The 14,549-nt window shown below is 66.6% G+C and carries 8 protein-coding genes; 6 read left to right on the plus strand and 2 right to left on the minus strand.

What is annotated here, in order from left to right:
• Positions 1-37 precede the first annotated feature (37 nt).
• Together ACWGE0_RS08275 and ACWGE0_RS08280 are read right to left on the minus strand one after the other, a co-directional pair.
• On the minus strand, positions 38-1,123 hold the full coding sequence (locus ACWGE0_RS08275; RefSeq protein WP_319964810.1) for an inositol-3-phosphate synthase: 1,086 nt from the start codon (positions 1,121-1,123) through the stop codon (positions 38-40).
• Between the two features lie 30 nt (positions 1,124-1,153).
• Positions 1,154-1,690 (minus strand): PadR family transcriptional regulator, encoded by a 537-nt coding sequence (locus ACWGE0_RS08280; protein WP_452260250.1) that lies wholly within the window; start codon positions 1,688-1,690, stop codon positions 1,154-1,156.
• A gap of 164 nt (positions 1,691-1,854) precedes the next feature.
• Between ACWGE0_RS08280 and ACWGE0_RS08285 the strand changes: the two genes are divergently transcribed.
• The 6 genes from ACWGE0_RS08285 to ACWGE0_RS08310 all read left to right on the plus strand — a co-directional run bounded on the left by ACWGE0_RS08285 (position 1,855) and on the right by ACWGE0_RS08310 (position 14,345).
• On the plus strand, positions 1,855-2,253 hold the full coding sequence (locus tag ACWGE0_RS08285; protein ID WP_189157467.1) for a DUF5318 domain-containing protein: 399 nt from the start codon (positions 1,855-1,857) through the stop codon (positions 2,251-2,253).
• 323 nt (positions 2,254-2,576) lie between these two features.
• Positions 2,577-5,126, plus strand: a complete 2,550-nt coding sequence (locus ACWGE0_RS08290; protein ID WP_452260251.1) for a transglycosylase domain-containing protein — start codon at positions 2,577-2,579, stop codon at positions 5,124-5,126.
• Between the two features lie 409 nt (positions 5,127-5,535).
• Complete coding sequence (locus tag ACWGE0_RS08295) at positions 5,536-5,997, plus strand: hypothetical protein (protein WP_452260252.1); 462 nt, start codon at positions 5,536-5,538, stop codon at positions 5,995-5,997.
• 242 nt (positions 5,998-6,239) lie between these two features.
• Positions 6,240-9,509 carry a hypothetical protein gene (locus ACWGE0_RS08300; protein WP_452260253.1) on the plus strand — a complete coding sequence of 1,090 codons (3,270 nt, stop codon included), beginning with the start codon at positions 6,240-6,242 and terminating at the stop codon, positions 9,507-9,509.
• Between the two features lie 7 nt (positions 9,510-9,516).
• Positions 9,517-10,422, plus strand: coding sequence for a S8 family serine peptidase (locus tag ACWGE0_RS08305; RefSeq protein WP_452260254.1), 906 nt, complete (start codon positions 9,517-9,519; stop codon positions 10,420-10,422).
• Between the two features lie 20 nt (positions 10,423-10,442).
• The gene (locus ACWGE0_RS08310; RefSeq protein ID WP_452260255.1) at positions 10,443-14,345 is read left to right on the plus strand and encodes a GDSL-type esterase/lipase family protein; all 3,903 of its coding nucleotides are present in this window, start codon (positions 10,443-10,445) and stop codon (positions 14,343-14,345) included.
• Positions 14,346-14,549: the final 204 nt, after the last annotated feature.

A 14,549-nucleotide genomic window follows, 5' to 3' on the forward strand; every position in this document is an offset into this window, starting at 1 on the left:
AGGGCCGCCCTCACCGAGAGGGCGGCCCTTCAGCGCGTCAGACCTCGCCGCGGATGAACTTCTCGACGGCCTCGTGGGCCTCGGAGTCCGAGTACTGCACGGGCGGGGACTTCATGAAGTACGACGACGCCGAGAGGATCGGGCCGCCGATGCCCCGGTCCAGGGCGATCTTCGCCGCGCGGACCGCGTCGATGATGATGCCCGCGGAGTTCGGGGAGTCCCACACCTCGAGCTTGTACTCGAGGTTCAGCGGCACGTCACCGAACGCACGACCCTCGAGGCGCACGTAGGCCCACTTGCGGTCGTCGAGCCACGCCACGTAGTCCGACGGGCCGATGTGGACGTTGCGCTTGCCCATCTCGCGGTCCACCTGGGACGTGACGGCCTGGGTCTTGGAGACCTTCTTGGACTCCAGTCGCTCCAGCTCCTTCATGTTCAGGAAGTCCATGTTGCCGCCGACGTTCAGCTGCATGGTGCGGTCGAGCTGGACGCCGCGGTCCTCGAAGAGCTTCGCCAGCACGCGGTGCGTGATGGTGGCGCCGACCTGGGACTTGATGTCGTCACCGACGATCGGCACACCGGCCGCGCGGAACTTCTCCGCCCACTCCGGGTCCGACGCGATGAAGACCGGCAGGGCGTTGACGAACGCCACACCGGCGTCGATGGCGCACTGGGCGTAGAAGCGGTCCGCGTCCTCGGAGCCCACCGGCAGGTAGGACACGAGCACGTCGACCTCGGCCTCGCGCAACGCCGCGACGACGTCGACCGGCTCGAAGTCGGACTCCTCGATCGTCTCGCGGTAGAACTTCCCGAGACCGTCGTAGGTGTGCCCGCGCTGCACGACGACGCCCAGCGGCGGCACGTCCGCGATCTTGATCGTGTTGTTCTCGCTGGCCAAGATCGCCTCGGCGAGGTCGACACCGACCTTCTTGGCGTCCACGTCGAACGCGGCCACGAACTCGACGTCGCGCACGTGGTAATCACCGAACTGCACGTGCATCAGGCCGGGCACGCGGGCACTCGGGTCGGCGTCCGCGTAGTAGTGAACGCCCTGCACCAGCGACGCCGCGCAGTTGCCAACCCCGACGATGGCCACTCGAACGGTGCGGCGGTTTCCGCCCATTGCCGAGTCCTCCTTGATCAACGATGAGTACTACTCGTCCTGCTCGGACTTTTCGTGCGCGATGAGCTCGTTGAGCCACCGCACCTCGCGCTCCGTGCTTTCCAGGCCCTGGCTGTGCAGCTCACGGGTGTAGCGGTCGATCTGCTCGCCCGTGCGCGTAAGCCGCTCGCGGAGTCCCTCCCTGCGTTCTTCGACACACCGCCGGCGGCCTTCCAGGATTCGCATCCTGACGTCGGCCGGCGTGCGCGAGAAGAACGCCAGGTGGACCCCGAACGAGTCGTCGTCCCAGGTCTGCGGCCCCGCGTTGGCCAGGAGATCGGCGAACCGCTCCTTGCCGTCCGGGGTCAGCTTGTAGACCTTGCGAGCCCGACGTCCCCAAGAAAGAGCCGATTCCTCCGGCCCCTCCTCCACGATCAGGCCCGCACGTTGGAGTCGCCGCAAAGTTGGGTACAGCGATCCGTACGAGAACGCGCGAAACGCTCCGAGCAGGTCATGCAAGCGCTTGCGCAGCTCGTAGCCGTGCATGGGCGCCTCGTGCAGCAGGCCGAGCAGCGCGAACTCGAACACGAGTCACCTCCCCGCACCTGCACCGATAGGTGAGGTGATTATATCGCCGCGATACATCGATGGGTCCTCTCAACTGTGGGATGTGGCACACGGTGATACCGCGCCGGCCTCCGCTGCCCTGAACGGCCCATCATCGGAAAGCGGGCGGCACGTACTCTGGTGACGTGTTGACCCAACGGCAGGTGGTGGACTACTCGCTGCAGCGGCGTGCGCTGCTGGCGGAGGTCTACGCGGGCCGGACGGGCACCATGGAGGTCTGCGACGCGAACCCGTACCTGCTGCGAGCTGCGAAGTTCCACGGAACGGCGACCGAAGTGCCCTGCCCGGTGTGCCGCAAGGAACCGCTCACGCACGTGTCGTGGGTCTACGGTGACGAGCTCAAGCACGCGGCCGGCTCGGCGCGGACACCTGAAGAACTGGTGAAGATGGCGAACCTCTTCGACGAGTTCTCCGTGTACCTAGTTGAAGTTTGTCGCACGTGCAGTTGGAACCACCTGGTGCAGTCATACGTCCTGGGGAAGCGTGGGCTGGAAAAGCCACGCAGGAGGACTGCGGCGGAATGACCCACAGGTGACACTGCTCCGAATGAAGTACGACCACCGAACCGTGTGCTGATGCACGCCGGTCTGGGAGGCCTTTTCACGTGAACGACCAACATGGTGATGACCGACAGCGCGGAGGCGAGCCACAGTGGCCGACCGGGGACGACCCGGACGGCGGTGGCACGAGGCGTGATGTCCCGAATCAGCCACGACCGGGCACCCCACCCGGTGGTTTCGCGCGCCCTCCTCAGGGTGGCACGCCACCCGGTGGTTTCCCACAGCAGCAGCCCCCACGCCGCCCGAACGGACCAGGCGGTCCGCAGGGTGCGCCCGGTGGGCCTGGCATGCCTCAGGGCGGCCCAGGGCGACCACCGCAGGGTCCCGGCGGCCCTCAGGGCGGTCCCGGTGGCCCTGGCGGCCCCGGCGGTCCTGGTGGCCGTCCCCCGACGCCTCCCGGCGGCATGCCGATGACCCCGCCTCCCGGCGGCCGTCGTCCTGGCGGGCCGGGCGGTCCCGGTGGCCCCGCGGGCGGCCCCGGCCGACCTGGCATGCCCCCGCGCAAGCCCGGTGAGGACCGGACCACGCAGCTGCCGCCGGTCAACCGGCCGACGCAGCGCGAACCCGAGCTGATCACGCACCGCGAGCCGGACGACGAGTTCCTCATGGCCGGCATCGCGGACGATGACGACGACGAGTACTACGACGACGAGCCGGAGCTCACCGAAGAGGAGGAGCGCCGCCTGCGCAAGAAGAAGATCTGGAAGCGCGTCCGGATCGGTGCCTTCGTCGCGATCGGCATGATGATCCTCGGCCCGGTGATCGCCGTCGCCGTCGCGTACCCGCTGGTCGACTGGCCCAAGCCGAACGAGATCGCGGACCAGCAGGACAAGACGATCACCCTGCTCTACTCGGACGGCTCCGAGATGGGCAAGATCACCTCGCCTGGTCAGAACCGCACGATGCTCACGTACGAGGAGATTCCGGACAACGTCAAGAACGCGGTCATGGCCGCGGAGGACGCCGACTTCTACGACAACCCCGGCTTCGACGCCAAGGCCATCGTCCGCGCCGTCTGGATCCAGGCGACCGGCGGCAGCAGTGGTGGTTCCGGTCTGACCCAGCAGTACATCAAGAAGGCGACCCGCAACGAGGACCCGACGCTGACTCGTAAGTTCACCGAGCTCGTCAAGGCCTTCAAGATGAGCAACGAGTCGGACCACAACACGATCCTCACGGCGTACCTCAACACCGTGTACTTCGGTCGTGGTGCGAACGGCTTCAAGGCCGCGTCGCAGGTCTACTACAAGAAGGACATGAAGGAGCTGTCGCCGTCCGAGGCGGCGCTGATCGCGGGCATGATCCAGACGCCTTCCTGGTCCGAGGACCAGGAGTACGCCCAGAAGCGCTGGGAATTCGTGATGGGCCAGATGGTCCAGAAGAAGTGGATCAGCCAGGAGGACTACGACGCGCGGAAGTTCCCGAAGCCGCTCGCGTTCGAGGAGACCCAGCCCGCCGGCCTCGACGGACCGCTCGCTCGGGTGAGCCAGCAGGTCCAGAACGAGATCGACAGCGAGATGGTCGGCATCACGATGGAGAAGGCGCAGAAGGTCGGCGTCACCATCCACACGACCATCGACCCGAAGATGCAGCAGGCGGCGTACGACGCGGTGAACTCCGTCATGGCGGGCCAGGACCCGGAACTGCGCACGTCGCTCACCGGGATCGACCCGCAGTCCGGCGCGGTTCGCGCCTACTACCCCGGCGCTGACGGCCTGAAGGGCATCGACTACGCCAAGGGCACGATCCAGGAAGCCGGCTCGTCGTTCAAGCCGTTCGACCTGGTCGCCGCCCTCAAGTCGGGCAAGGGAATCGGCGACACCTACGACGCCACGCCACGCACGATCGCCGGGGTGCCGATCCGCAACGCCGGTCCCACCACCTGCGGCAAGCAGTGCCCCATCAAACAGGCGATGAAGGAGTCGCTCAACACCGTGTTCTACGACATGGTGGCGAGCAACAACGGCACCGGCACCGTGGCCGTGGCGAAGGCCGCTCACGAGGCCGGCATCCCGAAGAGCGTCCCGGTCAACGGCAAGATGCAGGACTTGCTGGTCGGTGAAGGCGGCGGTCAGCCCAACGCCGGTATCGCCATCGGCGCGGACAACGCGCAGGTGCGGCCGTTCGACATGGCGTCGGCGTTCGCGACGTTCGCCGCGCGCGGCATTTACCGCGAGCCGTTCTTCATCACCAAGGTCCAGGGGCCCAGCGGAGACATCCTCTACCAGCACGCGGACAAGGCGGTGCCCGCCTTCGACCCGGTGGAGGAGAAGAGCCGCGACATCGCGGACAACGTCACCGAGACGCTCAAGGACATCCCGGGCTACTCGAAGATCCCGTGTGCGAACAACCGCGAGTGCGCAGGCAAGACCGGTACGCACGAACTCGACGGCAGCACCGACCAGAACTCGAAGGCGTGGATGGTCGGCTACACGCCGCAGCTCTCCGCCTCGGTCTGGGTCGGCAAGGACGCCGGCAACGTCGCCATCAAGAACAAGGAGGGCAAGCCGATCTTCGGCTCCGGCCTCCCCGGGCAGATGTGGAAGAAGTTCATGGACGGGGCGCTCCAGGGCACCCAGGCCGAGAAGTTCCCCAAGCCCAAGCCGCTCGGCAACTTCAACCCGCCGAAGCCGTCCAACACGCCGTCGAACACCCCGTCGAACACCCCGTCCAACACGCCTTCGAACACCCCTTCGACGGAGCCCACCAAGCCGACGAAGCCTTCGGGCGAGCCGTGCCAGGGTCTGCTGTGCCCGACGCCTCCGACGAACCCGAGCACGTCGGGCAGGCCGAACCCCGGCGACCCGGGTAGTGGCCGCAGTCCAGGCGACACGTGACAAACGGGACCGGCCGGACAAACTGAAAAGATCATGAAACGGGGCTGACGCACACGCGTCAGCCCCGTTTCGTGTTTTACGAGCTTCCGCGTTGCTACAAAAGGCAGCCTTGACGTCGCCGCGGGTAACCGGTTGAATCCATTCTGTCTGAGTCCCTGGGGAGGCACTCAGCGCACGGGGCCTTAGGGCCCACTGGGGGCGTCTCGGAGAGCATCAAGCCGAGCACATGTCGGGTTTCGTTGCGGATTTTCGGCAACGTGTCTGCGTCTACTTTCATCGCCATGCCCGCGCCAAGCCGCGGGCCGGTTCGTCCTGCCCAAAATGGCGGACGCGCAGATTCAGCCGGGACATTCACAATCTGGGGGGACACGTGCGTTCAGCTCTTCTCGCTTTGCTCGGAAGTGCGCTGATGGTCGGATCCGCGCTGCCGGCCACCGCGGCGCCCGCCGAGAACTTCTGCGTCGTGATGGTCGACAAGCCCGGCGGGCGGCCCGCCGAGAAGACGTGCGACACCAAGCCGGGCACGGCCAAGCTCCAGGCCGCAACGGCGGGCGCCGCGGCAGACTCACCCCTGATGAGCTGGTACGACAACGCCAACTGGGATGCCAGCTCCGGCATCATCACGTGGTACGGCCGCGCGGGCTCCTGCGACCTGTCCGGCTACCGGATCAACATGGACGACAACAACTTCCCGAGCTGGCGCAACCGGATCTCGTCCTGGACGGTGCACGGCGCCTGCTGGACGACTTTCTCCTATGACGTCGCGTACTGGCCTTCCGGCCCTTCGATGCGCACCGACGGCGACGTCAAGTGGGTCGGCTCGGACTGGAACGACATCATCGAGGGATTCTGGGTCACCTCCAAGCGCTGATCAGGTAAACGCGGCGCCAAACACCCTGTAGCCAGCCTGTCGACGCACGTGTTCGTGCGACCACAGGTCTGTTCGGTATACGCAAAACATCTGGGGGATGTGACTTGTCCGCAAATCGAACATTGAGAAAAAGAGCTCTTGTCGCGTTGAGCACCGCGGCACTGATGCTCGCGTCGTTAGGTCAAGCCGACGCGAAACCTGTTCCGGTCGTTCCGTCGGGAAATCCCGACGCACCGGGAGTCATGAAGGCCAAGCCACCCGTCGAACCTCCCGTCGTACCGGTGGAGAAGCGCCAGGAGCTGCTCGGCCAGGGCTGGCAGCAGTCCGGTGACCGGCTCTGGACCACCTCCGGTGACGGCAACGGGTTCCACCTGCTGGTGGCGGAGGCCAGGACCGGTTATTCGTGGCGGACCGTCGCCACGCTGGGCACCAAGTCGGTCGAGACCGACAAGTGGATCGGCAACGCCTGCGTCACCGGTGACGGCAACAAGGCCGTGGTGGTCTACGCACCGCGCACGTTCACGAACAAGGACCAGCTGTTCGCGCGCGGCGGCCTCACCGCTGTCGTCGACCTGGTCTCCGGCGAGGTGAAGCACCTGCCGGTGAAGACGACGCTGGCGTACTTCAATCCCGGCTGCGGCACCGGTGAGACGGTCGCGCTCACCCAGGGCGGCGAGGAGGACCGCGGCAAGACGCGGCTGCTCACCGTCGACACGAAGACCGCCCAGCTCAGCAGCCCCACCGACCTCGACGGTCAGCTGACCTCCGCCGTTCCGTTCGGCGACGGGTTCGCGGTCGCGAGCATCGGCGGAGTGCTCAAGGTCGGCAGGGACGGCCAGAAGAAGCGGCTCGCCCAGACCAAGGGCACGCCGTCGTTCCTGCGTCCCGATGCCGAGAACGGCGTGGTGTTCGTCGCGCCGGAGGACACCACCAAGGTGAGCATCCAGCGCGCCACGGCCGGTGTCGGCGCGAAGGTCACCACGCTCGCGACCGGCAAGGCCGGCGAACTCGGCGTCGCGCCAGGGACCGCGGGCAAGGTGTTCATCACCGGCAAGGCGGGCAAGGTCGAGGCGCTGCCGCAGTTCGTCCGCAAGCTCGACGTCGGAGTCCTCGCCGAGGTGTCGACCAACGGCGAGACGGCGATCACCCAGCAGCGGCCGACCGGTTCGGCGGTGCAGGGCGAGCCCCAGGCGTGGCACCTGAAGGCGAAGAGCCTCAAGACGGGCAAGGAGGTCGGCTTCACCGTCGACGCCACCGCCGCGCTCAAGCCGCGCGAGGTCGAACCCGGCTACACCTGCGCGATTCCGCGCAACGACACCTCGATCCAGACGTACCAGCCGAAGCCCAAGCAGGCGGAGTGGGCCGCGAACATGGCGGTCAAGAACCACCTGTACATCCAGCGTCCGGCGAACTGGCACGGGCTGGGCATGCCCTCGTACACGCCGCAGGGCGTGTTCTCGCCACTGACGTTGGTGAACACCAACGGCAACGGCAAGGTGCCCGCGCAGATCCTGCTCGGCATCATGGGCCAGGAGTCGAACATGTGGCAGGCGTCCCGGCACGCGCTGCCCGGTGAGTACGGCAACCCGTTGATCGGCAACTACTACGGACTGCCGATCTACGACGGGAACACCGGCAACGACTGGGACGTCGACTTCGCCAAGGCGGACTGCGGTTACGGCATCACGCAGATCACGGACGGCATGCGCAGGACGGACCCGGACCCCCTGCCGTACTCGAAGAAGGCGGCGGCCACCGACTACGCGGTCAACATCGCGGCGGGGTTGCAGAAGGTCCAGGAGAAGTGGAACCAGGTCCAGAACGCGGGCATGCGGGTCCACGACAACGACTTCTCGAACATCGAGAACTGGTTCCTCGCGGTGTGGGCCTACAACTCCGGCTTCTACGCAGCCGGTGAGAGGGACCCGAACGCGTGGGGACTCGGCTGGGCCAACAACCCCGCCAACCCGAAGTACAACCCCAACCGCGGTTCGTTCGGCGAGGACCCGCGGGACTTCGCCACTCCGCAGAACTGGCCGTACCCGGAGAAGGTGATGGGCTTCGCGGCGAACCCGCCGTCGGGCTTCGAGGACGAGAACACCGAGGTCCCGTTCTTCCGCCCCGCGTCGTGGAACGGCCTCGACGGTCCTGCGGGGATCCCCGGCACCGCCGCGAACAACCGCCGCAACGTGAAGCCCGACAGGTGGACGTTCTGCAACGCCAGCAACAACTGCGTGAAGGACGGGCAGTACACGCCGAACAAGCCCGACAACCCCAACACCCCTGAGGACGAAAGCACGATCGGCGAGCCCACCGGCCCCTGTGCGCACCAGGACGGCTCCGGTTACTACGACCTGCGGTGCTGGTGGCACACGTCGGTGTCGTGGAAGGAAGACAACTGCAACCGCACCTGCGGTTTCGAGTTCATCCGCTACGACTACCCCGACTTCGCGGCCGAACCGGTGGACGGGATCAGCTACCCGTCCACCTGCAACCTGTCGAACCTGATCAACCCCTCCACCAGTCACATCGTCGAGCACCCCGCACCGAGTCAGCGGGACCCGAACTGCGCGCGGCCGGCATCGTCAGGTGCCCTGTCCTTCCGCACTGACGGCAGACCCGCCGCCATGGTCGATCTGCACCAGATCGGCAGCGGACTGGGCGGCCACATGTGGCAGACCACGGTCAAGAGCAACAGCCCGGTCGACCAGAAGGCCGCCATCACCGCAGAGTGGCAGCTGAACAAGTTGCTGAAGGGCAAGGTCGCCGTCTGGGCGTTCATCCCCAAGCACGGCAGCGGCAAGGCCAAACAGGCCCAGTACAAGATCGAGACCGCGAACGGCGGAGTGCAGACCGTCACGGTCGACCAGTCGGCGTGGAGCGGCAACACCTGGGCCCCGCTCGGCACGTTCGTGTTCAACAACACGCCCAAGGTGAGCCTGAGCTCGATCACGCCCAACGGCGGGCCTTCCAACAACGAGATCATGGTGTTCGACGCGCTCGCGTTCACCCTGCCGACGCAGCCGGGTCCGGAGACGTCCAGGTCCACCCCGATCGTCAACAACCAGACCGGGAAGTGCCTGACCGTGAGCGACCAGACCGGCGGGCCGGGCCAGGTGGTGCAGACGACCTGCGCGGGCTCGATCACCGATCACTGGCTGGTCGCCAAGACGGGAGGGCTGACCGAGGATGCACCGGTGGGCACCTCTCCGCGCACGTGGTGGAAGTACCGGATCATCCACCGCAGCACCGGATTGTGCATGGCGATCCGCGGCAACACCTACGACCCGGGCGCCTTGCTCGAAGCACGCCCATGCGACGACACGACCTACATGTACTGGTGGAACGAGAAGCTGCTCGACTCCTTTGTGGACAACGGCTACCTGTTCTCCAAGCCGGGAATGGGGCTCCGTCCACAGGACAACAGCAGCGGGGACATGACCATCCTGAGGCAGGAGAAGGTCGACGTGAACACCAACCCGCAGAGCGGTTTCCTGATGTGGGACTACTGATCCAGCGATGAAGCTCCTACTCGCACTGGTGATGCTCGCGGACCTTTCCGGGCAGCTCGATCTGGAGCACGCCTGGCAGGTGTCCAAGGGCAACGGGGTGGTCGTCGGAGTCGTCGACACCGGCGTCGACGACGGCCGCCCCGCGCTCGCCGGTGCCGTGCTGCCCGGTGCCGAGTTCCCTGAACTCGGCACCGGCACGCGCGACCAGCTCGGCCACGGCACCGACGTGGCCGAGCTGGTGGTAGGTGTTGCCCCGCAAGCGAAGATCCTGCCGGTCAAGCTCAGCGGCAACAGCGTCGAGGCGAACGCCGCGATCAGATGGGCGGTCGACCACGGTGCTCGCGTGCTGAACCTGTCGCTCGGCAGCTCCGCGACCGGCACGTTCGACGAAAGCCTTCGCTACGCGGCCGAGCACGACGTGGTCGTGGTGGCCGCCGCCGGCAACGCCGGAACCGACAAGGCGGTCACGGCTCCCGCCAACGGTTTCGGCGTGCTGGCAGTGTCCGCAGTGGACGGAGAGGGCAAGTTTCGGCCCGACGTCAGCGTCGAAGGTCCGGAGGTGGCGCTGGCCGCACCGGGCGTGAAGGTGACGCCGGGAGGTCGTTCGGGGACGAGCTTCGCCGCCGCGATCGTGTCGGGCAGCGCGGCGCTGGTCAGGGCCGCCCATCCCGATCTGTCCGCGCCCGAGGTGGTCGAACTCCTCACCTCCACGGCCGCTGACGCCGGCCCGCCGGGCCGGGATCCGCAGTACGGGCACGGAATCGTCGATCCGGCACGAGCCGTGACGACAGCACCCGCGCACCACGCGGGAATCGGCTTCGTGTGGTGGTTGGTCGTCGGCGTGCTCGGCCTCGCCGGAGCGTTGGCGGCCCTCCTTCACCGCAGGAAGAACCGCACCGTTCGGAAGCCGTAACCACGTCCTGGGGGAAGTGAATGCGCCTGCCAAGAGCAAGAGCGCGGGGCCGTGCCCTGCGCGGAAAGTCGAAAGTCGCGGTCACCGCAGCGATCGCGACATTGCTGATCACCACCGCACAGCCGGCCACGGCCGCACCTGAACAGCCGTCCGCGAAGGACGTCAAGCAGGACCAGGCGCCGTCGCAGACGATCGACCCGGCCAAGCGGGGCGAGGTACTCGGCGCCGGGTGGCAGCAGTCGAAGGACCTGGCCTGGACCACCAGCGGGGACGGAGACGGCTTCCACGTGCTGGTCGCCGATGCGGCCAGCGGCTACACCTGGCGCACCGCGGCGACGTTGTCCGAGGCGGGCTTCGACTCGGACCAGTGGATCGGCAACGCCTGCGTGACCGAGTCCGGTCACCGCGCGGTCGTGGTCTACGCCCCGCGCATCTTCACCAACAAGGAGAACTTCGCCGGGCGAGGCGCGTTCACCGCGCTCGTCGACCTGCGCACCGGCGCGGTGACCAAGCTGCCGATCCGGTCCAGCCTCGCCTACTTCAACCCCGGCTGCGGCACGGGTGAGACCGCCGTGGTGACGCAGGAAGGGGAGGATCTCGGCAGGACCAAGCTGACGAAGGTCGACGCGGGGGCCGCCGAGCTCGGGCAGCAGGTCGAGGTGACGGGGCAGGTCACCTCCGCCGTGCCCACCACCGCGGGCATCGTGGCCGCGGCCGGCAGGTCGCTCGTGAAGATCGATGACAAAGGCGCGCGCACGCAGGTCGCCGTGACGACCGGAACCCCGTTCAGCGTCCGGGCCGACGCCGACGGCGGCGTGGTCTACCTCGAACGGCTCGGAGAGCAGGTCAGGGCACGGCGGGCACTTCCTGCCGACCCCACCGCGAAGGTGACCACGCTCGCCACCGGTGCGCTCAAGGACCTCGGCGTGACCTCCGGCAAGGCGGGCAAGGTCTTCCTCACCGGCAAGGCCGACTCGGTGGCCGCACTTCCGGGCTCTGTCAAGAAGGTCGACGTGGCACGGGACTCCACCCTGTCCACCGAGGGCTTCGCCGCGATCGAGAAGTCCGAACGCGGCGAAACGCCGGAGTTGAAGTCGGACCCCACCGCGGTGCAGCGGGCCAAGGTGCAGATGAAGGTCATCAGCACCGGCAAGAGCGTCGGGTTCACCATCGACCCGGCCGCCGTGATCAGCAAGCAGTCGGCTTCTGGCCGGACGACGCACCCCTCGCTCTCCAACGGAACCGGAGTCCAGGCGTCCGCGACTGATCTCACCGATCCGGTGGACGCGGAGCGCACCTGTTCGATGCCTCGTGGTCACGCCGGTCAGATGCCGACGCAACCCACACCGCAGCAGGCCGAGTGGGCAGCGGACCGGGCCGTGCTCGGCAAGCTGGAGGAGACCGACGGCGCACAGCGGATGTTCCCGCCCGTCGGACTGATCGACGCGCAGCCTGGGCATCGGGTACCGCCGCAGATCCTGCTCGGGATCATGGCGCAGGAGTCGAACCTGTGGCAGGCGGCCAGGTTCGCCCTGCCGGGAGTGTCTGCCAACCCGTTGATCGGCAACTACTTCGGTCTGAAGATCTACAACAAGGACGGCAGCGACGACTGGGAGATCTCCTGGAAGGACGCCGACTGCGGCTACGGCATCACGCAGATGACCGACGGCATGCGGATGCAGGGCAGGTCGGACGGCAAGCCGACGCTGCCGCCGGACCAGCAGACCGCGATCGCACTCGATCACAAGACCAACATCGCGGCCGGCCTCCAGTTGCTGCAGGCGAAGTGGAACCAGACGAAGGCCGCCGGCCTGATCGTCAACAACGGCAACCCGCGCAAGATCGAGAACTGGTTCTTCGCGGTGTGGGCCTACAACTCCGGCTTCAACATGAACAACCACGACGGTCAGCCGTGGGGCGTGGGATGGACGAACAACCCCATCAACCCGCGGTATCCGGAGAACCGGCTGCCGTTCCTCGAGTACTACCAGTCCGACGCGAAGAACCCGCAGAACTGGCCGTACCCGGAGAAGATCATGGGATGGGCCGCGCACTCGATCGGCACGCTGTCCGGTCCCGGTTTCGCACCGGCGTGGTGGAACACGGTGGACTACCGGGTCAAGGTGAAGCCGCCGATCGACCAGTTCTGCAAGCCGGAGAACAACTGCTACCCCGGTGAGAAGTGGACGCCCGACGACCCGTCCGTGCTGCCGAAGCCCGGCGACGACCCAGAACCACCCGGCCCGTGTGATCACAAGAATCCCGCGACCGGCAAGCGGGATCTGAAGTGCTGGTGGCACTCGCCGTCGACGTGGAAGTCGGACTGCGAGGTGTCCTGCGGCAACTGGAACTTCGCCTACGACGACACGGACGCCTCCCCCGGCTGGGGCACCAACTACCCGCCGCAGTGCGCGAAGACCGGTCTCCCCGACGGCGCGCTGATCGTCGACGACCTGAACACCACGCCCGCCGCACTACCCGCGAAGTGGGCCAATCCCGGCCGGAACTGCTCGAGGAGCGGCAACGGCTGGGCGAACCAGGGCACGTTCCGACTCGACTTCACCTCACCGAGCGCGAAGATCGACTTCCACCAGATCGGCGCGGGCTTCGACAACCACTTCTGGTTCGCGCACACCCGCCAGAACGACCAGACAGGCGGGTTCGCCAAGGTCACCGGCACGTGGACGCTGAACCAGGCGCTCGGCTGGGCTCGCGTGATGGTGCACATACCGGACCACGGCGCGCACACCCAGCAGGCGAAATACGAGATCGACCTGCGTGACGGCAGCGCGGTGAAGGAGAGGTACATCAACCAGAGGACCGAGCGGAACAAGTGGGTCTCGCTGGGTGTCCACAAGTTCGCGGGGGCCCCGATCGTTCGCCTGAGCTCGGTGACGCAGGACGGGCTCGGCCTCGACGACATCGCCTGGGATGCGATCGCGTTCCAGCCGCTGGCGCAGAAACCCAAGCACATCATCGCGGCGCTCGGAGACTCCTACACGTCCGGTGAGGGCGCGGGCCGCTATTTCCGGGAGACCGACAACAACCACGGCAAGCCGGAGTGGAACGCGTGCAGGCGCAGCGATGACGCCTGGCCGCGGAAGTTCACCCTGCCCGGGATCAACGGTTACGTCGGAAACGCCTCCGACAGTTTCTCCAAGGACGTCGAGCTGGGATTCGTCGCGTGTTCGGGAGCGCAGACGTGGAACGTCGACGGAGGTGATTCCAGAACCGAAGTCCCCTGGTCGTGGTCCCAACCGGAGAACTACGAGCTGGGCAACGGGCAGTATCACGAGATGAGACAGGTGGACAGCGGTGTGCTCGACACGAACACCACCCTGGTCACATTGTCGATCGGGGGCAACGACGCCGGGTTCACGGACGCGGTCATCGAATGCCTTCCCCCGTTCATCGGTTGTGCGGATCAGCCCACCTACATCCCTCGGTACAAGGCAGCCATCGACAGATCGCTGGTCAAGGTGGAGCGCGTGGTCAGGCGGGTGAAGGACAAGGCGTTCAACGCCAAAGTCGTGCTGATGGGATATCCCGAACTCTTCAGCCAGACGAACTCCTGCATGCCGGGCATCGGCACCAGGGAGTCCGCGGTCCTGAACTCGCTGGCGCAGTACCTGAACGACAAGTCGAAGGAAATGGTCAGCAGACTCGGAGCACAGGTCAGCTTCGCGGACGCGGTCAGTCATTTCCGCGGGCACAACGCCTGTGACCAGGAACCGCTGATCCACGACCTGGTGCGCACCCCGCGCGGCGACGGCGATTCCCACCCCGGCGACAAGTTCGGCGCCTGCCTCGTGTTCGAAGGCGCCTGCCTCAGCCGCGAGGCGTTTCATCCGAACACCGCGGGCTCCTACAGCTACGGAAGGCTGTTCGAGAACAAGCTCCGCGAGATGAACTACGGAGGATGACCGACTCGCATTCCACAGATCGGCAGATCCGGAAAGGCAGCTCGAACTCTTCACGATCACCAAACCACTCACGTCGTCGAGCGTCGTCACAGCCAAGGAACTCGCTTCCTGCGACTCGCTGGTCAGCGACAAGTAGTCGCTCTGACGACCTGGTCCGGGTCAACCGGAAAAATGGGGGACAGATGTCGTTCAAACGCGTGCTCA

The organism is Lentzea sp. NPDC054927, from assembly GCF_053610285.1.

Excerpts from the sequence above, each read along its gene's own strand:
- ACWGE0_RS08300 (WP_452260253.1), top strand. The coding sequence starts at position 6,240 with ATGAAGGCCAAGCCACCCGTCGAACCTCCCGTCGTACCGGTGGAGAAG.
- ACWGE0_RS08310 (WP_452260255.1), top strand. The coding sequence starts at position 10,443 with ATGCGCCTGCCAAGAGCAAGAGCGCGGGGCCGTGCCCTGCGCGGAAAG.
- ACWGE0_RS08305 (WP_452260254.1), top strand. The coding sequence starts at position 9,517 with ATGAAGCTCCTACTCGCACTGGTGATGCTCGCGGACCTTTCCGGGCAG.
- ACWGE0_RS08295 (WP_452260252.1), top strand. The coding sequence starts at position 5,536 with ATGGTCGGATCCGCGCTGCCGGCCACCGCGGCGCCCGCCGAGAACTTC.
- ACWGE0_RS08275 (WP_319964810.1), bottom strand. The coding sequence starts at position 1,123 with ATGGGCGGAAACCGCCGCACCGTTCGAGTGGCCATCGTCGGGGTTGGC.
- ACWGE0_RS08290 (WP_452260251.1), top strand. The coding sequence starts at position 2,577 with ATGCCTCAGGGCGGCCCAGGGCGACCACCGCAGGGTCCCGGCGGCCCT.